Genomic DNA, 18,356 nt, shown 5'->3' with positions numbered 1-18,356 from the left:
GGGGTCAGTGGTGGAAGGCGAGCAGCTTGGCGATGCCGTTGCGCTGGATCTCCGAAGTGCCGGTGAGCACGCGGAACATGCGGATCTTGCGGAAGAGGTACTCGATCTCGTTGCCCTGGGTGAGCCCCTCCTTGCCGTGGATCTGCACGGCCTCGTCGAGGATGCGGAAGGCGGACTCGGCGACGAACAGCTTGCACATGAACGCCTCGGCGTGGACCTCGCGGCCCTCGTCGAGCGCGGCGAGCGCGGCGTACGTCATGGAGCGCGCGGCGTAGAGCTCGGTGGCCATGTCGGCGACCTTGTGCTGGATGGCCTGCAGCATGAGCAGCGGCTGGCCGCCGGCGACCTTGCGGGTCCGGGTGCGGTCCAGGGTGAGGGCGAGGGCGCGGCGGGTGGCGCCGAGGACGGTGGGGCAGTGCAGCAGGCGGTTGGTGGTCACCCGGCCGAGCGCGATCCGCATCCCCTTGCCCTCCTCGCCGAGGAGGTTGGCGGCGGGGACGTAGCAGTCGTCGAGGACGATGTCGCTCTCGATGTGCTCCCCGGACATCGGCGTCGCCCCGTCCTCGACGCGGCAGCCGGGGCTGTCGAGGTCCACCAGGAACGCGGAGAACAGCGGCTTGTCGCCCTCCTGTTCACCGGTTCCGGCCATGCGGGCGACGACGATCGCGAAGTCGGCGAACGGGCCCGCGGAGGAGAAGACCTTGTGCCCGGTCAGCCGGTAGCCGTCACCGTCGGGGACGGCCACGGTGCGCATGGAGCGGACGTCCGAGCCCGCGTCGGTCTCGGTCAGGGAGAAGCAGCAGGCGCGCTCGCCACGGATCAGCGGCAGCAGGTAGGTGTCCAGCTGGTGCTGGGTGGCGTACTTGAGGATGTCGCCCGCGCGCAGCGGCCCGCCCATGTCGCCCAGGACGCAGTGCGACAGGACCCGTCCGCTCGCCCCGACCTCCTCCTTCAGGGCGGCGAGCTGGGTGTAGGTGAGGTTCTGCCCGCCGTACTCCTCGGGCAGGTGGATGCCGTAGAAGCCGAGTTCGCGGCTGCGGCGCCAGACCGGTTCGAGGTCGGCGCGGGTCAGGCGGGTGCTCGGGGTGATGCCGCGCTCGCGCTCGTAGTCGGCGAGTTCGCCGTCGAGGTAGTCGCGCAGCCGCTCGACGAGTTCGGCCGTGCGCGGATCGTCGTACGTGGGGCGAAGGGAGAAGGACACGGGTGCTCCTGGGGCAACAGGGTGAGGGCGAAGGTCAGTTGACGCGGCGGGCGGCGCCCGCCCAGTACGGCTCGCGCACGGCCTTGCGGTCGAGCTTGCCGTTGCGGTTGTGCGGCAGCTCGGCCACGAAGTCGACGGAACGGGGCTTCTTGAGCCGGTCCAGGCGCTCGGCGCAGAAGGCGATCAGGTCCTCGGCGGTGAGGGACGCGCCGGACTGCGTGACGACGACGGCCTTGACGGCCTCGCCCCACTTTTCGTCGGGGACGCCGACGACGCAGGCCTCCCGGACGCCGGGATGCTCGTAGAGCGCGGCCTCGACCTCGGTGCTGTAGATGTTGAAGCCACCCGAGATGATCATGTCCTTCTTGCGGTCGACGAGGAAGAGATAGCCGTCCTCCCGCATCCAGGCCAGGTCGCCGGTGTGCACCCAGCCGTCCCGGAACGCCTCCGCGGACAGCTCCGGCTCCTGCCAGTACGCGCGTACGCAGTCGGGTCCGCGCACGATGATCTCGCCGACCGCACGCGGCGCAAGCTCGCGGCCCGCCTCGTCGACGACCCGTATCTCGGTGTCGTAGGAGGCACGTCCGCACGACTGCAGCAGCTCGGGGTCCGCCTTGACCGCGTGGGCGATCTCGTCGGCGCTGAGGCCCGCGACCACGCTGGTGGTCTCGCCGAGGCCGTACCCCTGGGCGACCACGGGCCCGAAGAAGTCCACGGCGTCGCGCAGGCGTTGGGGCGAGATGGGGGCGCCGCCGATGCGCACGCTCGTGAGCGAGGACAGGTCGTACCGCTCGGCGCCGGGCTCGGCGAGCACCGTGTTCACCATGGCGGGGACGAGGAACGTGGCGGTGATGCGTTCCTTCTCCACCGTCTCCAGGAAAGTGCGCGGGTTCCAGGCGGGCAGGACGTACGTGGTCGAGCCGCCGAAGACACCGGCGAGCAGGCCCATGCCGGTGGCGTGCGTGATGGGCCCGCAGGCGAGGTAGCGGCTCCCGGGCCGGGGCCGGGACTCGTCGGACATCAGCAGCTTGCGCATGTTCGCGAGCCGGTTGCCGACCGTCTGGACCGCGGCCTTCAGCGCTCCCGTCGACCCGGAGGTGAAGTTCAGGACGCACGGCTCCGACTCGTCCACCTCGACGCGGAACGGCGCCTCGTCGCCCGCGGCAAGCAGCGTCTCGTACGCGACTTCGTTTGAACCGGGTTCCGGTGTGCCGTCCAGCGGGACGGGGAGGCAGCCGGTGCCGGCCGCGGCGATGGCGGCGAGGGCGTCCTCGCGGTGGGCGGCGTCGAAGATCAGGACCCGTACGGGGGCGTAGCGCAGGATGTGCTCGATCTCGCCGCGCCCGAGGCGGGCGTTGATCGGCGCGCGCGTCAACCCGGCCTTGTACAGGCCGAATTCGACCTCCACGAGCTCGCCGCGGTTCCACGCGAGCGAGGCCACCGCGTCGCCGGGGCGCAGGCCGCGGGCGGTGAGGGCGGAGGCCAGCCGGTCGGTGGCGCGGTCCAGCTCGGTGAAGCTCCAGGAGCGGTCCCCGGACACGAGGGCCGGGGCCTGGGGCCAGTAGCGAGCACTGCGCGAGAGGTAGGTGCCGAGGTTCATGGAGAGCTGCTCCCGAACGGTGGAGTGAGGGCTGAAGAGGACTGAGAGGGGCGGCGGGCGGGACCGCCCACGTAGGGCGGGATCCCGAATGCGTACGACCCAATCGTTTCCGTACAGCTTGTTCAGTAACTTATGGAGTGTCAAGGTCTCCTTGGGCTGTGCGCGCAGCCGGAGCGATGGGGCCCGTGGGTGGATCTCCTCGACGGGCTGGCTGGGCGCCTGGCCCCTTCGGTGGCGGACAGTGCCGTCGGCTTCACCGGCAGGCCGCTCCTGGAGATGCTCCGGGGGAGGAGTTCCGCGCCCGCGGGCGGCGCAACGCGGTCCGGTCGCGCGTCGACCCCGATCTGCTCGCCCGGGTGTGGGTGGGCGAGCGGATCGCCGTACTGCGCTGGTGGGTCGAGCAGGAATCCCCGTATCTGTCCGCCGAGGAGGTCGTGCGCATGCTGCTCGATCTCGCGGTGCGCGGGAGGTACTCGGCCAGCGGCTTCGAGCCGTCCGCCTGAGACCTCAGGAGACCTCGGGAGACCTCGGGAGACCTCGGGGAGACCTCAGGAGGCAGGGACGGCCCCTTCGGTCAGGCCGAGGCGCCGTGCGTCCCGCTCCGGCCGGATGGTGGCCAGTGCCACAAGACCGCAGACCAGCATGACGACGGCGGACAGCTGGAAGGCCTGGGTGTAACCGGCGCTCTGCGAGGCGGCGGAGTCCAGCAGATGCCCGGTCACATACGGGGCGACGAGCCCCGGCAGCGTGCCGGTCGCGGCCACGATGCCGAACACCGCCCCGCGTTGGAGCGGCGGGGTCACGGCGGACGCGGTCATGTAGTGCAGCGGGAAGACGATGGCGTGCCCGCCGAACGCCACGGCGAGCAGGACGAGGTGGACCCACCCGTCGCCGGCGAACGGGAAGGCGGCCATGGCCACGGCCGCGACCAGCACCGCGGCACCCTGCGGTGCGCCGTTCGCCCACCGGCGCGAGAGGCCCCGCCGGTGCAGCCGGTCGAGCAGTGGGGGCACCGAGAGCAGCAGGATCAGGCTGAAGGCGGAGACCCCGCTGATGAGCGTGGCCGCCGTGCCCGGCGTCATGTCGCGCTGCGTGCGGAGGTAGACCGGCAGCCAGGCGTGACTCCACGCCAGAGCCCAGGAGGCGCCGAAGGCGGAGGCGATGCTTCCGAGCACCGTGCCGCTCAGCAGCAGTCGCCGGTACGGCAGACGCTGCCCGGGTGCCGACGCCCGCGCGGCGTCGGCAGACGGATGCGCGGCCGCGCCGGGCGCCCGCTTCTCGTCGTACGGGCCGTCGTGTCCCACCCGCCACCAGACCAGGCTCCACACCAGGCTCACCACCGCGAGCACCGCGAACGCGGAGCGCCATCCGAAGCCGGTGATCAGCCAGGTCACGACCGGCGCCGCGATCAGCATGCCCAGGGCGGCGCCGCTGATCTGGAGCGCCGACGGCAGGCCCCGGCGGTCCGCCGGAAACCACTTGTACAGCGCGTGCATCGACATCGAGGCCGCGGGCCCCTCCGCCGCTCCGAGCAGCACGCGCCCCGCCACCAGCGCCGGCACCGAGGCCACGAACAGCACCGGCAGCTGAGCCACCGCCCACAGCACGGCCATGGTGAAGAGCAGCACCCTGCTGGACAGACGCGTCGAGACGAAGCCGACGATCAGCCCCGACAGGCTGAACAGCAGCGCGAACGAACTGGAGACCATCCCGTACGTGCTGTTGCTGATGCCCAGCTCGTCCATGATCGGCACGGCCGCGAGCCCGAGGACGGACTTGTCCGCGTAGTTGATGAGCATGAACGTCACGATCATCGCGGCGATCAGCCAGGCCCGTCGGCGCTCGACCGGGCGCGAGGACGCTCCGGCGGCCTCACGGGGCGGTGCGGGCGAGAGCGGTTCGACCATGGAGCACTCCTGCGGTTCGGAGGAAAGGGTGCGGGCATGCGAACGCACGGCATCCGCCACCAGAGGCTTCCGCCTATTCCTGAACAGGTTGTACGTTAATGGTGAACTTGTTCAACCCTTTGGCGGCAACGGAGTTGCTGTGAATCGCCGGGTCGAAGATCGACGCCGCGGAGGGCCAGGGGCACAGGTGGGCCGCGAGGGCGCGGCCAAAGGGTCGCTTGTGCGCCGACAGGGGACGTCGGCAGAAACGCCGACAGAGAACAAGAAAGGCCCTGACCGGCGTTTCCGCTGGCCAGGACCTCTTTCCGGAGTGCCCCCGGCAGGATTCGAACCTGCGCACACGGCTCCGGAGGCCGTTGCTCTATCCCCTGAGCTACGGGGGCGTTCACCGCGGCTGGCGCGGCGACGGGTAGAACCCTACCAGCTCCACGAGGGTGGCCAGGAACGGGTATTTGGGCGGGTGGGCAGGGGTGGCGCGTCAAGGCGAGAGGGTGCGTACCCCCTCCAGGGCGGAAGTAGGGAAAACCCGGACGCGGCGGTGGCCGCGGTCCTACTCTCGAGTTGTGCCAGGGGCGTCCGGCCGGGTCCTTGTTGTGGATGACAACAAGGTGATCCGGCAGCTGATCAGGGTCAATCTCGAGCTTGAGGGCTTCGAGGTCGTGACCGCGGCCGACGGTGCCGAGTGCCTGGACGTCGTCAAGCAGGTGCGCCCCGATGTGATCACCCTGGACGTCGTGATGCCCCGGCTTGACGGTCTGCGGACGGCCGCGCGGCTGCGTTCCGAACCGTCGACGCAGGCCGTGCCGGTGGCGATCATCAGCGCCTGCGGGCAGTACGAGGTGGAGAGCGCCCTCGCCGTAGGGGTCGACGCCTTCCTGAGCAAGCCCTTCGAACCGGCCGAACTCCTCAGGGTCGTACGGCAGTTGAGGCAGCACGGACGGCGGGGCGAGGTCAAGGGGGAGCGGGCCGAAGGGGCCGGCGGGCGCACCCGGCGGTGACCGGGCGGGCGGAGCGGGGCCCCGGCCCAACGTCCACATCGCAAGAAGACAGCGAAACCGGTTCGCATACCCACCCCCCTCCTCCCATACCCTTGTCCCGTGACCCCCGCCGACCTCTCCCGTACCGTGCTGCGCGCCGTGCGCCGCGCTGTCGAGGACGAGAAGCTGAGCGTGGTCGTTCCGGCACGCATCGTGGTCGAGCGGCCGCGGCCCGGAGGGCGCGGGGACTTCGCCTCCAACGTCGCGCTGCAGCTCGCGGGCCCGGCCGGACGCCCGCCGCGCGAGGTCGCCGAGCTGCTGAGCACGGCACTCGCGGACGAGCCGGGCATCGCCGACATCGAGATCACCGGCCCCGGCTTCCTGAACTTCACCCTCGGCGACACCAGCGGCAGCCAGGTCGTACGAGACGTGCTCGCCCTGCGCGAGGCCTACGGGCGCGCGGATCTGCTCGCCGGGCGGGAACTCGGCTTCGCGCCCGTGGACGAACTCCGGGCCGGAATCGTCACCGACACCGTCGTACGGCTGCTGCGCACGCTCGGCGCGCGCGCCGGGGTCGTGCCCGGCGGAGACCAGACGCTGCGCGTCGCGCCCGTACCGCGCGGCGCGGGCGACGTGTTCGAGCGGTACGGGGCGGACGCCGCCCGGTGGGCGATGCTGAGCGGTCCGGCGCAGGAGACCCCGCGCTTCACGGACGCGCTGCTCGCCCAGACCGAGGACAACCCGCTGTTCCGGGTGCGGTACGCACATGCGCGGGTGCGGGCCCTGCTCCGCAACGCCGCCGAGCTCGGGTTCGCCTCGGAGCCGGGGGAAGCGGACGGCCCGCTGCTCGCCTTCCTCGCCGACCACCCCTCCGTACTCGAAGCCGCCGCCCACCACCGCGCCCCCGACCGGCTCGCGCGGCACCTCGTGGGCGGGGCCGACGCCGTGCTCGCACACCAGCACGCCGTCCTCCCGCTCGGCGACGAGAAACCCTCGGCCGCCCACCGTGCCCGGCTCGCGCTCGCCGAAGCCGCCGGGACGGTGCTCGCCGGCGGCCTGACCCTGCTCGGCATCAGCGCACCCGAACATCTGTGAGAGAGACCGCATCATGAGCCGATCCGCACACCCCGCCGGGCCCCGTCACGCCGATGTCCTGCCCGAGGGTCACTGGACCGCCCCGCCCGCCGACCTCAACGCCCTCGACGCGAAGGTCTGGTCGCGCACCGTCGACCGCGCCGAGGACGGCGTCGTCAGCGTCGGCGGCATCGAAGTCGCCCGCCTCGCCGAGGAGTTCGGCACCCCGGCGTACTTCCTCGACGAGGACGACTTCCGCGCCCGCTGCCGCGCCTGGCGGGACGCGTTCGGCACCGAGGCCGACGTCTTCTACGCAGGCAAGGCCTTCCTGTCCCGCGCGATCGTGCGCTGGCTGCAGGAGGAAGGCCTCAACCTGGACGTCTGCTCCGCCGGTGAGCTGACCACCGCGCTCGCCGCGGGCATGCCCGCCGAGCGGATCGCGTACCACGGCAACAACAAGAGCCCCGAGGAGATCGAGCGGGCCGTCGAGGCGGGCGTCGGGCGGATCGTGCTCGACTCCTTCCAGGAGATCGTGCGGGTCGCGCACACCGCCGAGCGGCTCGGCAAGCGCCAGCGGGTGCAGATCCGCGTGACCGTCGGCGTCGAGGCGCACACCCACGAGTTCATCGCCACCGCCCACGAGGACCAGAAGTTCGGCATCGCGCTCGCGGGCGGTCAGGCCGCCGAGGCCGTACGACGGGCGCTCAAGCTGGACGGGCTCGAGCTGATCGGCATCCACAGCCACATCGGCTCGCAGATCTTCGACATGGCCGGCTTCGAGGTGTCCGCCCGCCGCGTCGTGCAGCTGCTCGCCGAGGTGCGGGACGAGCACGGCGTCGAGCTGCCCGAGATCGACCTCGGCGGCGGCCTCGGTATCGCGTACACCTCGGACGACGACCCGCGCGAGCCGCACGAGATCGCCAAGGCGCTCAGCGAGATCGTGACGCGCGAGTGCGAGTCCGCGGGCCTTGCCACGCCCCGCATCTCGGTCGAGCCGGGTCGCGCCATCGTCGGCCCGACCGCCTTCACGCTCTACCGCGTCGGCACGGTGAAGCCGCTCGAAGGACTGCGGACGTACGTATCCGTCGACGGCGGCATGTCCGACAACATCCGCACCGCGCTCTACGACGCGGAGTACACAGTGGCCCTCGTGTCGCGCCGCTCCGACGCCGAGCCGATGCTGGTGCGGGTGGTCGGCAAGCACTGCGAGAGCGGTGACATCGTGGTGAAGGACGCGTTCCTGCCCGCGGACCTGGCACCCGGCGACCTGATCGCGGTGCCGGCGACGGGGGCGTACTGCCGCTCCATGGCGAGCAACTACAACCACGCGCTGCGCCCGCCGGTCGTCGCCGTCAAGGACGGTGAGGCCCGAGTGATCGTGCGGCGTGAGACGGAGGAGGATCTCCTGCGTCTGGACGTCGGCTGACCGAGGTCCGGCGGGGCGGGACCGACCGCCCCGTGAAATTTCCGTCTCACGATCCGGACCGAGGGTAGAAACCTCGTTCCGGTGGGTGAGACTGGTCCAACCGTAGATGTAATGAGAAGTGAGGTCGGATGATGCGTACGCGTCCGCTGAAGGTCGCGCTGCTTGGCTGCGGGGTTGTCGGCTCCGAGGTGGCGCGCATCATGACGACGCACGCCGACGACCTTGCGGCCCGGATCGGCGCCCCGGTGGAGCTGGCGGGCGTGGCCGTCCGCCGCCCCGACCGGGTGCGCGAGGGCATCGACAAGGAGCTCGTCACCACCGACGCCACCGCCCTGGTCAAACGGGGCGACCTGGACGTCGTGGTCGAGGTGATCGGCGGCATCGAGCCCGCTCGTGCGCTGATCACCACCGCCTTCGAGCACGGTGCCTCGGTCGTCTCGGCCAACAAGGCGCTGCTCGCCCAGGACGGCGCGGCCCTGCACGCCGCCGCCGAGGAGAACGGCCGGGACCTCTACTTCGAGGCCGCCGTCGCCGGCGCCATCCCGCTGATCCGGCCGCTGCGCGAGTCCCTCGCCGGCGACAAGATCAACCGCGTCATGGGCATCGTCAACGGCACCACGAACTTCATCCTCGACAAGATGGACTCGACCGGCGCCGGCTACCAGGAGGCGCTCGACGAGGCCACCGCGCTCGGGTACGCCGAGGCCGACCCGACGGCCGACGTCGAGGGCTTCGACGCCGCCGCCAAGGCCGCGATCCTGGCCGGTATCGCCTTCCACACGCGCGTGCGCCTGGACGACGTGTACCGCGAGGGCATGTCCGAGGTCACCGCCGCCGACTTCGCATCCGCGAAGGAAATGGGCTGCACCATCAAGCTGCTCGCGATCTGCGAGCGCGCCGCCGACGGCGAGTCCGTCACCGCCCGCGTGCACCCCGCGATGATCCCGCTCAGCCACCCGCTGGCCTCGGTCCGCGAGGCGTACAACGCGGTGTTCGTGGAGTCCGACGCGGCCGGGCAGCTGATGTTCTACGGCCCCGGCGCGGGCGGCGCCCCCACCGCCTCCGCGGTCCTCGGCGACCTCGTGGCCGTCTGCCGCAACAAGCTCGCCGGTGCCACCGGGCCCGGCGAATCCGCGTACACCCGCCTGCCGGTGAGCCCGATGGGCGAGGTCGTGACGCGGTACCACATCAGCCTCGACGTGGCCGACAAGCCGGGCGTCCTCGCCCAGGTCGCGACGGTCTTCGCCGAGCACGGCGTATCGATCGATACGGTGCGCCAGCAGGGTAAGGACGGCGAGGCATCGCTCGTCGTCGTCACCCACCGCGCAGCAGACGCAGCCCTCACCGGCACCGTCGACGCTCTGCGGCAGCTCGACACCGTGCGTGGTGTCGCCAGCATCATGCGTGTTGAAGGGGAGTAGAGGAACGATGGGTATGCAGCCCGCCATCCGCACCGGCGCCCACCAGTGGCGCGGGATCATCGAGGAGTACCGCGACCGTCTCCCCGTCACCGAGACGACGCCCGTGGTCACGCTCGGCGAGGGCGGAACTCCGCTCGTACGCGCAGAGGTCCTCTCCGAGCTCACCGGCTGTGAGGTGCACCTGAAGGTCGAGGGTGCCAACCCCACCGGTTCGTTCAAGGACCGCGGCATGACCATGGCCATCACCAAGGCCAAGGAGGAGGGCGCGAAGGCCGTCATCTGCGCCTCCACCGGCAACACCTCGGCCTCCGCCGCGGCGTACGCGGGCAAGGCCGGCATGGTCAGCGCCGTCCTCATCCCGCAGGGCAAGATCGCCATGGGCAAGCTGGGCCAGGCCCTGGTGCACGGCGCGAAGATCCTCCAGGTCGACGGCAACTTCGACGACTGCCTGGTGCTCGCCCGCGGCCTGAGCGAGAACTACCCGGTGGCGCTGGTCAATTCGGTCAACCCGGTCCGTATCGAGGGCCAGAAGACCGCCGCGTTCGAGATCGTGGACCGCCTCGGCGACGCCCCCGACATCCACGTCCTGCCGGTCGGCAACGCCGGCAACATCACGGCCTACTGGCGCGGTTACAAGGAGTACAAGGCCGACGGCCTCTCCACCCACACCCCGCGCATGTGGGGCTTCCAGGCCTCCGGCTCGGCGCCGATCGTGCGCGGCGAGGTCGTCAAGGACCCGTCGACGATCGCCACCGCGATTCGCATCGGCAACCCCGCGTCCTGGGCCTTCGCGGAGGCCGCGCGGGACGAGTCGGGCGGCTTCATCGACGAGGTCACGGACCGTCAGATCCTGCGCGCCTACAAGCTGTTGGCCTCCCGTGAGGGTGTCTTCGTGGAGCCCGCGTCGGCCGCGTCGGTCGCCGGTCTGCTGAAGGCCGCCGAGGACGGCAGGCTCGACAAGGGCCAGCGGATCGTCTGCACGGTCACCGGCAACGGCCTCAAGGACCCGGACTGGGCGGTCGCGGGCGCCCCGCAGCCGGTCACGGTCCCGGTCGACGCCGCGGCCGCGGCCGAGCGCCTCGGTCTGGGGTAACTCCCGGTGTGAGTGGCGCCTGTTGGGGGCATCCCTTCGAGCGGATGCCCCTTCGGGCATAGCCCGCATTCCTGAACAGGGGGTGCACAGGGGGCTTACGACACGCATCGTGCGCCTCCTGTGCGCCCTATGTCGCCACTCAACCTTCCTTCGATAGGCTGTACCGAACCCGCCCCGCCGCATATGCCGCGGTGCCGCCGGTAGCGGCCTTCGGGTATTTCCGTAACTCTGTCGTTCCCCTTGCGAATCACGAACTCGCAGCTCAACAAGGAGAGTCATCGAGCGATGGCCGGTCCCGCCTTCCGCGCCGCCGCCGTCCGGGTGCGCGTCCCCGCCACCAGCGCCAACCTCGGCCCGGGCTTCGACGCCCTCGGCCTGTCGCTGGGTCTGTACGACGACGTCGTGGTCAGGGTGGCCGATTCCGGTCTGCACGTCGACATCGCAGGCGAGGGCTCCGACACCCTGCCGCGCGACGAGAAGCATCTGCTCGTACGCTCCCTGCGCACCGCGTTCGACCTGCTCGGCGGGCAGCCCCGCGGCCTCGAGGTGGTCTGCGCCAACCGCATTCCGCACGGCCGCGGTCTCGGCTCCTCGTCCGCCGCCATCTGCGCAGGCATCGTCGCCGCGCGGGCCGTGACCATAGGCGGTGACGCCAAGCTCGACGACGCCGCGCTGCTCGAGCTCGCCACCGAGATCGAGGGGCACCCGGACAACGTCGCCGCCTGTCTGCTCGGCGGCTTCACGCTCTCCTGGATGGAGGGCGGATCGGCGCGCGCGATCAGGATGGACCCCGCCGATTCCGTCGTTCCGGTGGTTTTCGTACCGGGCAAGCCGGTACTCACCGAGACCGCCCGCGGACTGCTGCCGCGCACCGTCCCGCACGTGGACGCGGCGGCCAACGCGGGCCGGGCCGCCCTGCTCGTCGAGGCGCTCACCCGGCGCCCCGAGCTGCTGTTCGCGGCCACCGAGGACCGGCTGCACCAGGAGTACCGCGCCCCCGCCATGCCGGAGAGCGCCGCCCTGGTGGAGCGGCTGCGCGCGGACGGTGTCCCCGCGGTCATCTCCGGCGCGGGCCCGACGGTCCTGGCGCTGGCCGAGCGCAGTGCGGCCGACAAGGTCGCACTCCTCGCGGGCGAGGGCTGGGCGGCCAACCGCCTCGCCCTCGACGCGGCAGGTGCGAGCGTGCTGCCGCTTGCGCCCTGATACGCGAATGCCGGAGCAAGAGAGGGGGAATATTTGTTGGATCCGGTAGTGTTAACCTCAAGTCTGCACCAGACGCCTGCATGGCGTGGTGCCTCGTGTCCCTGTCAGGTAAGCAGGGGACAGACCTTCTTCCGGGAGCCCCCGAACTGCTCGATGCCACGCATCGAGTGGCATTGACACGCTCCGGAGCCGGTGTGAAACCGAGCAGAGTGACGCAGCACGACCGGTGTCACGGATTCGGGAAGCGCCGTCACCAATGAATTCTTCCGCCACTTCCGGCGGGACCACCGCCCCGGCAGGTCCGCACCACACAGGCACCCGCCGGACAGCACAACCGGTCGCCGAGCCAGACAGGCCGACGTCCGCTCCAGGGAAGGACCCTTCGTGAGCGACACCACCGATCTGATGGGCGTGACTGCCGACAGTGCGGTCGACACCGCCGGCGCGCCCGCCACGGACGCCTCTGCTGCGCCTGCCACCGGTGCTTCGGCCGGCACGCGGCGACGCCGCGGCACCGGCCTCGAGGGCATGGTGCTGGCCGAGCTTCAGCAGGTCGCATCGGGCCTCGGGATCAGGGGCACCGCGCGTATGCGCAAGAGCCAGCTGATCGACGTCATCAAGGAGGCGCAGGCCGCCGGAGGCTCCGCCCCGGCCAAGTCGACGGGTGACGCCGAGACCAAGCCCAAGCGCCGGGCCACTTCCAAGGCCCGTACCGGCGAGGCCGAGAGCGCCGAGAGCGCGAAGGCCGAGAAGGCCGAGAAGCCCGCCAAGACCCAGAAGACGGCCGAGAAGCCGGCCGCTCAGCAGCAGATCGACATCCCGGGCCAGCCCGCGAGCGACGACGCCGGTGCCGGTGAGCGCCGCACCCGCCGTCGCGCCACCGCCGAGGCCGGAGCCCCGGAGGGCCAGGCCGAGTCGAAGTCCGAGGCGAAGAGCGAGGCTTCGGACTCTCGCGCCGAGGGCGCCGCCGACAGCGCCGAGGGCCGCAGCCGTGACCGCGGCGAGCGCGGTGACCGCGGCAACCGCCGCGACCGCGACCGCAACCGCCGCAACAAGGACGACCAGGGCGGCCAGGGCGGCAACCAGGGCCGTAAGGAGCAGGGCGGCGGCGGCCGTCAGGACCGTCAAGACCGCCAGGACGACGACGACTTCGAGGGTGGCAGGCGCGGTCGCCGCGGCCGCTACCGCGACCGTCGTGGCCGTCGCGGCCGTGACGACGTCAACGAGCCGCAGGTGTCCGAGGACGACGTCCTGATCCCCGTCGCGGGCATCCTGGACATCCTCGACAACTACGCGTTCATTCGTACGTCGGGCTACCTGCCCGGCCCGAACGACGTGTACGTCTCCCTCGCCCAGGTCCGCAAGAACGGTCTGCGCAAGGGCGATCACGTCACCGGCGCGGTCCGTCAGCCCAAGGACGGCGAGCGGCGCGAGAAGTTCAACGCGCTCGTCCGCCTCGACTCCGTGAACGGCATGGCGCCCGAAACCGGCCGCGGCCGCCCGGAGTTCAACAAGCTGACGCCCCTGTACCCGCAGGAGCGGCTGCGCCTGGAGACCGACCCGGGCATCCTGACCACGCGGATCATCGACCTCGTGTCGCCGATCGGCAAGGGTCAGCGAGGCCTGATCGTGGCCCCGCCGAAGACCGGCAAGACCATGATCATGCAGGCGGTCGCCAACGCGATCACCACCAACAGCCCCGAGTGCCACCTCATGGTCGTCCTCGTCGACGAGCGTCCCGAGGAAGTCACCGACATGCAGCGGTCGGTGAAGGGCGAGGTCATCTCCTCGACCTTCGACCGTCCCGCCGAGGACCACACCACCGTCGCCGAGCTGGCCATCGAGCGCGCCAAGCGTCTTGTGGAGCTGGGTCACGACGTGGTCGTCCTGCTCGACTCGATCACCCGCCTCGGCCGTGCGTACAACCTCGCGGCCCCGGCCTCCGGGCGCATCCTGTCCGGTGGTGTCGACTCGACCGCGCTGTACCCGCCGAAGCGCTTCTTCGGTGCCGCGCGGAACATCGAGGACGGCGGCTCGCTGACCATCCTCGCCACCGCGCTCGTCGAGACCGGCTCGCGCATGGACGAGGTGATCTTCGAGGAGTTCAAGGGCACCGGCAACATGGAGCTCAAGCTCGACCGGAAGCTCTCGGACAAGCGCATCTTCCCGGCCGTCGACGTCGACGCCTCCTCCACCCGCAAGGAGGAAATCCTCCTGAACGGCGAGGAGTTGAGCATCGTCTGGAAGCTGCGCCGGGTGCTGCACGCGCTCGACTCGCAGCAGGCGATCGAGCTGCTCCTCGACAAGATGAAGCAGACGAAGTCGAACGCCGAGTTCCTGATGCAGATCGCCAAGACCACGCCCACCCCGGGCAACGGCAACGACTGATCGGGCCCCGCGCTCAAGATCCCGCCCCCTGTCACGGTTCGTGGCAGGGGGCGGGGCCTTTGTCGTACGCGGTGGTGACGAGGGGGTGACGAGGAGGCGACGGGGAGGCGGCGAGGGGATGGCGCGATGGCGCGAGACCTTTGCCACAGGTCAGCGCCCCCTCAGGAGCGGCTCGCGAGGTCCGTTCCGTACCGTGACCGTGCAGGTGGGAGGGGATGTCCGGCGGCCCGGATGCAGGACCGCGGCCGGGCAGCTCGGGCCCTTCGGCCTTACGGAGCGCTTAACGCCCTGTGCAACCCTTTTTCGGGATTCGACGTCTGACCAGTGGATGCACCAAAGCGTCACGTTCGGTGGCGTCGAGCCGTCAGACCCTGAGAGCAGGGGGTACCCGACGACCGAGGACTGAGGAGCACATGGCCGACGAGAGCGACGATCCCGGTACGGTGCAGCGCCGAAGCGACAAGGGCGCCACCGGAAGGCGCCGCAAGCCCCGCAAGCGCAGCAAGGCCCTGGTGGTCACCGCCTGGGCCGCGGCTTCCGTGGTCCTCGCGGGCGGCGTCGGGCTCGGCTACGTCTACTTCAAGCTGAACGGCAACATCACGGGCGTCGACATCAACGCCGCGCTCGGCACCGACCGGCCCGACAACGTCGACAACGGCTCGATGGACATCCTCGTCCTCGGCTCCGACTCCCGCGCCGGCGCGAACTCCAAGTACGGCGGCGCCGGCCAGGAGGGCGAGCGCTCCGACACCGCGATGGTCGTGCACGTCTACGAGGGCCACAAGAAGGCCAGCGTGGTCTCCATACCCCGCGACACCATCGTGACCAGGCCCCAGTGCGAGACCGAGGCCGGGACGACCGACCCGGGCGGCCCGCACCACATGTTCAACGAGTCGTACTCGGTGGGCGGCCCGGCCTGTGCCGTGAAGACCGTCGAGAAGATGTCCGGCATCCGCATGGACCACTACCTCGAGGTCGACTTCACCGGCTTCAAGAAGCTCATCAATGAGCTCGGCGGCGTGGACGTCACCACCAAGAAGGCCATCTCCGACCCGGACAGCCACCTGAACCTGGCGGCCGGCACCCACACGCTCGACGGCGAGCAGGCCCTCGGCCTGGTCCGCACCCGGCACGCGGTGGGCGACGGCGGAGACCTCGGCCGAATACAGCTCCAGCAGGCCTTCATCAAGGCGCTGCTCGACCAGATCAAGGACGTCGGCGTCTTCACCAACCCGAAGAAGCTCTACGACCTCGCGGACACGGCGACCCGGACCGTTACCACCGACTCCGAGCTCGACGACGTCAAGAGCCTGATCGGCTTCGCCAACAGCCTCAAGGGCATCGAGTCGAACGACATGAAGATGGTGACGCTCCCCGTCACGTACGACCCGAACGACCCGAACCGCGTCGTACCGCTGGAGAAGCACGGCAAGCAGGTCTGGGCCGCGCTGCACGACGACAAGCAGATCCCCGCCTCGGCGACGAAGGGCTCCGCCGGTGACAAGGGGGATGCGGGCAGTGTGGTGAGCAGCAACTAGCGAGGGGCTGCTTTTTCAGCCCCAGGGAATAACCCCGCCCCACCCCCCGTTTTGGGGGATGCGGCCCAGTCCTGGCAGACTGGTACGTCGGCCCCGGTTCACGCACCCGCATCCCGCGTCTGCGACCCGGCGCCCTCCCGAAACTAGGAGACACCTTGAAGCGCGACATCCACCCCGAGTACTTCGAGACCCAGGTCAGCTGCACCTGCGGCGCGGAGTTCACCACCCGCAGCACGATCTCCAGCGGCACCGTCCGTGCCGAGGTCTGCTCCGAGTGCCACCCGTTCTACACGGGCAAGCAGAAGATCCTCGACACCGGTGGCCGCGTGGCCCGCTTCGAGGCCCGCTTCGGCAAGGCCGCCGGCTCCGCCAAGAAGTAGCGAGCCACAGCGCCGGTCCTCGGTCGCTCCCGCCCAGGGGCGACCAGGACCGGCGTTTTTGGTCGCACCCTTCCCCTTCACGTACAGGAGCCCGGAGATGTTCGAGGCGGTCGAGGAACTGATCGGTGAGCACGCCGATCTCGAGAAGCAGCTCGCCGATCCTTCGGTCCACGCGGACCAGGCCAACGCGCGCAAGCTCAACAAGCGCTACGCCGAGCTGACCCCGATCGTCGCCACGTACCGCTCCTGGAAGCAGACCGGGGACGACATCGGCACGGCCCGTGAACTGGCCGCCGACGACCCGGAGTTCGCCGCCGAGGTCAAGGAGCTCGAGGAGCAGCGCGAGGAGCTCACCGAGAAGCTGCGCCTGCTGCTCGTGCCGCGCGACCCGTCCGACGACAAGGACGTCCTCCTGGAGATCAAGGCGGGCGCGGGCGGTGACGAGTCGGCGCTGTTCGCCGGTGACCTCCTTCGGATGTATCTGCGGTACGCGGAGCGCATCGGCTGGAAGACCGAGATCATCGACTCCACCGAGTCCGAGCTGGGCGGGTACAAGGACGTCCAGGTCGCCGTGAAGACCAAGGGCAACGCCACGCCCGAGCCGGGGAACGGCGTCTGGGCGCGGATGAAGTACGAGGGCGGGGTGCACCGCGTGCAGCGCGTGCCGTCGACCGAGTCGCAGGGCCGCATCCACACCTCCGCCGCCGGCGTGCTCGTCACGCCCGAGGCCGAGGAGGTCGACGTCGAGATCCACGCCAACGACCTGCGGATCGACGTGTACCGCTCGTCCGGGCCCGGCGGCCAGTCCGTCAACACCACGGACTCCGCCGTACGCATCACGCACGTCCCGACCGGTGTCGTCGCCTCCTGCCAGAACGAGAAGTCCCAGCTGCAGAACAAGGAGCAGGCGATGCGTATCCTGCGCTCCAGGCTGCTCGCCGCGGCGCAGGAGGAGGCCGAGAGCAAGGCCGCCGACGCCCGTCGCAGCCAGGTCCGCACGGTCGACCGCTCCGAGAAGATCCGTACGTACAACTTCCCGGAGAACCGGATCTCCGACCACCGGGTGGGCTTCAAGGCGTACAACTTGGACCAGGTGCTCGACGGCGACCTGGACGCGGTCATCCAGGCCTGCGTCGACGCGGACTCCGCGGCGAAGCTCGCGGCCGCGCAGTAACCAAGCAGACCCACGTACAGCACCCATCGGCACGTACTGCAGCACCGGAGGACCAGCGTGCAGCGACATTTTGGGGAGCGACCCCCAAGCCCCCGCAGCGTGCTGCTCGCGGAAGTGGCTCAGGCCACCCAGCGGCTTGCGGACGCCGGCGTGCCCTCGCCGCGCTTCGACGCCGAGGAGCTCGCCGCCTTCGTGCACGGCGTCAAGCGGGGCGAACTGCACCATGTGAAGGACGCCGACTTCGACGCCCGCTACTGGGAGGCCGTCTCCCGCCGCGAGGCCCGCGAGCCGCTCCAGCACATCACCGGGCGGGCCTTCTTCCGCTACCTCGAACTCCAGGTGGGGCCCGGGGTGTTCGTGCCCCGGCCGGAGACCGAGTCGGTGGTCGGCTGGGCGATAGACGCCGTGCGCGCCATGGACGTGGTCGAGCCGCTGATCGTCGACCTGTGCACGGGCTCCGGGGCCATCGCGCTCGCCATGGCCCAGGAGGTGCCGCGCTCGCGCGTGCATGCCGTGGAGCTGTCCGAGGACGCGCTGGTGTGGACCCGTAAGAACGTGGCGGGGACGCGGGTCCAGCTGCACCGGGGGGACGCGCTGGCCGCGCTGCCGGACCTGGACGGCCAGGTCGACCTGGTCATCTCGAACCCGCCGTACATCCCGCTCACCGAGTGGGAGTACGTCGCGCCCGAGGCCCGCGACCACGACCCGGAGCTCGCCCTGTTCTCCGGCGAGGACGGGCTCGACACCATCCGCGGCCTGGAGCGCACCGCGCACCGGCTGCTCCGCCCCGGCGGCGTCGTCGTCATCGAGCACGCCGACACCCAGGGCGGGCAGGTGCCGTGGATCTTCACCGAGGAACGGGGCTGGGCCGATGCGGCCGACCACCCCGACCTGAACAACCGGCCGCGCTTCGCGACCGCCCGCAAGGCGCTGCCGTGACCGAACGACCGCAGATCACCGAGAAGTTGTACGCG

At 70.7% G+C, this 18,356-nt stretch carries 15 protein-coding genes and 1 tRNA gene; 12 read left to right on the top strand and 4 right to left on the bottom strand.

Features of this window, described 5'->3' with window-relative positions; genetic code table 11:
- Positions 1-4: 4 nt before the first annotated feature.
- Complete coding sequence (locus RCO28_RS06345; protein WP_308939966.1) at positions 5-1,201, bottom strand: acyl-CoA dehydrogenase; 1,197 nt, start codon at positions 1,199-1,201, stop codon at positions 5-7.
- Between the two features lie 34 nt (positions 1,202-1,235).
- Positions 1,236-2,801 (bottom strand): AMP-binding protein, encoded by a 1,566-nt coding sequence (locus tag RCO28_RS06340; protein WP_308939965.1) that lies wholly within the window; start codon positions 2,799-2,801, stop codon positions 1,236-1,238.
- A gap of 158 nt (positions 2,802-2,959) precedes the next feature.
- Between RCO28_RS06340 and RCO28_RS06335 the strand changes: the two genes are divergently transcribed.
- A complete protein-coding gene (locus tag RCO28_RS06335) occupies positions 2,960-3,304 on the top strand; it encodes a hypothetical protein (RefSeq protein WP_308939964.1) in 345 nt (114 codons plus the stop codon).
- 45 nt (positions 3,305-3,349) lie between these two features.
- On the opposite strand, the gene RCO28_RS06330 is transcribed toward RCO28_RS06335, so the two are convergent.
- The gene (locus RCO28_RS06330) at positions 3,350-4,708 is read right to left on the bottom strand and encodes an MFS transporter (RefSeq protein WP_308939963.1); all 1,359 of its coding nucleotides are present in this window, start codon (positions 4,706-4,708) and stop codon (positions 3,350-3,352) included.
- A 311-nt stretch (positions 4,709-5,019) separates the two neighbouring features.
- Positions 5,020-5,091: transfer RNA gene (locus tag RCO28_RS06325), tRNA-Arg, on the bottom strand.
- Between the two features lie 210 nt (positions 5,092-5,301).
- Between RCO28_RS06325 and RCO28_RS06320 the strand changes: the two genes are divergently transcribed.
- The 11 genes from RCO28_RS06320 (at position 5,302) to prmC (ending at position 18,321) form a co-directional block, all read left to right on the top strand.
- Positions 5,302-5,706, top strand: coding sequence for a response regulator (locus tag RCO28_RS06320; protein ID WP_374991102.1), 405 nt, complete (start codon positions 5,302-5,304; stop codon positions 5,704-5,706).
- Between the two features lie 99 nt (positions 5,707-5,805).
- On the top strand, positions 5,806-6,780 hold the full coding sequence (nrtL, locus tag RCO28_RS06315) for an ArgS-related anticodon-binding protein NrtL (protein ID WP_308939961.1): 975 nt from the start codon (positions 5,806-5,808) through the stop codon (positions 6,778-6,780).
- A 13-nt stretch (positions 6,781-6,793) separates the two neighbouring features.
- Positions 6,794-8,185 carry a diaminopimelate decarboxylase gene (gene lysA, locus RCO28_RS06310; RefSeq protein WP_308939960.1) on the top strand — a complete coding sequence of 464 codons (1,392 nt, stop codon included), beginning with the start codon at positions 6,794-6,796 and terminating at the stop codon, positions 8,183-8,185.
- A 128-nt stretch (positions 8,186-8,313) separates the two neighbouring features.
- The gene (locus RCO28_RS06305) at positions 8,314-9,606 is read left to right on the top strand and encodes a homoserine dehydrogenase (protein WP_308939959.1); all 1,293 of its coding nucleotides are present in this window, start codon (positions 8,314-8,316) and stop codon (positions 9,604-9,606) included.
- A 13-nt stretch (positions 9,607-9,619) separates the two neighbouring features.
- Positions 9,620-10,699 carry a threonine synthase gene (gene thrC / locus RCO28_RS06300; protein ID WP_308939958.1) on the top strand — a complete coding sequence of 360 codons (1,080 nt, stop codon included), beginning with the start codon at positions 9,620-9,622 and terminating at the stop codon, positions 10,697-10,699.
- 285 nt (positions 10,700-10,984) lie between these two features.
- A complete protein-coding gene (gene thrB / locus RCO28_RS06295) occupies positions 10,985-11,902 on the top strand; it encodes a homoserine kinase (protein WP_308939957.1) in 918 nt (305 codons plus the stop codon).
- A 384-nt stretch (positions 11,903-12,286) separates the two neighbouring features.
- Positions 12,287-14,290 carry a transcription termination factor Rho gene (gene rho, locus RCO28_RS06290; protein WP_308939956.1) on the top strand — a complete coding sequence of 668 codons (2,004 nt, stop codon included), beginning with the start codon at positions 12,287-12,289 and terminating at the stop codon, positions 14,288-14,290.
- A 413-nt stretch (positions 14,291-14,703) separates the two neighbouring features.
- Positions 14,704-15,828: an LCP family protein gene (locus RCO28_RS06285; RefSeq protein ID WP_308939955.1), complete on the top strand. Its 1,125-nt coding sequence runs from the start codon at positions 14,704-14,706 to the stop codon at positions 15,826-15,828.
- Positions 15,829-15,983: 155 nt separating this feature from the next.
- A complete protein-coding gene (gene rpmE / locus RCO28_RS06280; protein WP_282533095.1) occupies positions 15,984-16,208 on the top strand; it encodes a 50S ribosomal protein L31 in 225 nt (74 codons plus the stop codon).
- A 97-nt stretch (positions 16,209-16,305) separates the two neighbouring features.
- Positions 16,306-17,382, top strand: a complete 1,077-nt coding sequence (prfA, locus tag RCO28_RS06275) for a peptide chain release factor 1 (RefSeq protein ID WP_282533096.1) — start codon at positions 16,306-16,308, stop codon at positions 17,380-17,382.
- Positions 17,383-17,439: 57 nt separating this feature from the next.
- Positions 17,440-18,321, top strand: a complete 882-nt coding sequence (gene prmC, locus RCO28_RS06270; RefSeq protein WP_308939954.1) for a peptide chain release factor N(5)-glutamine methyltransferase — start codon at positions 17,440-17,442, stop codon at positions 18,319-18,321.
- The last annotated feature ends 35 nt before the right edge of the window (positions 18,322-18,356 follow it).

It is taken from the genome of Streptomyces sp. LHD-70 (assembly GCF_031157275.1).
Classification (GTDB): Bacteria; Actinomycetota; Actinomycetes; order Streptomycetales; family Streptomycetaceae; genus Streptomyces.
The sequence above is the reverse complement of the archived record's forward strand: the minus strand, read 5'-3'. Positions and strand labels throughout refer to the sequence as shown.

Excerpts from the sequence above, each read along its gene's own strand:
- lysA (WP_308939960.1), top strand. The coding sequence starts at position 6,794 with ATGAGCCGATCCGCACACCCCGCCGGGCCCCGTCACGCCGATGTCCTG.
- RCO28_RS06305 (WP_308939959.1), top strand. The coding sequence starts at position 8,314 with ATGATGCGTACGCGTCCGCTGAAGGTCGCGCTGCTTGGCTGCGGGGTT.
- RCO28_RS06285 (WP_308939955.1), top strand. The coding sequence starts at position 14,704 with ATGGCCGACGAGAGCGACGATCCCGGTACGGTGCAGCGCCGAAGCGAC.
- RCO28_RS06340 (WP_308939965.1), bottom strand. The coding sequence starts at position 2,801 with ATGAACCTCGGCACCTACCTCTCGCGCAGTGCTCGCTACTGGCCCCAG.
- RCO28_RS06330 (WP_308939963.1), bottom strand. The coding sequence starts at position 4,708 with ATGGTCGAACCGCTCTCGCCCGCACCGCCCCGTGAGGCCGCCGGAGCG.
- thrB (WP_308939957.1), top strand. The coding sequence starts at position 10,985 with ATGGCCGGTCCCGCCTTCCGCGCCGCCGCCGTCCGGGTGCGCGTCCCC.
- thrC (WP_308939958.1), top strand. The coding sequence starts at position 9,620 with ATGCAGCCCGCCATCCGCACCGGCGCCCACCAGTGGCGCGGGATCATC.
- prfA (WP_282533096.1), top strand. The coding sequence starts at position 16,306 with ATGTTCGAGGCGGTCGAGGAACTGATCGGTGAGCACGCCGATCTCGAG.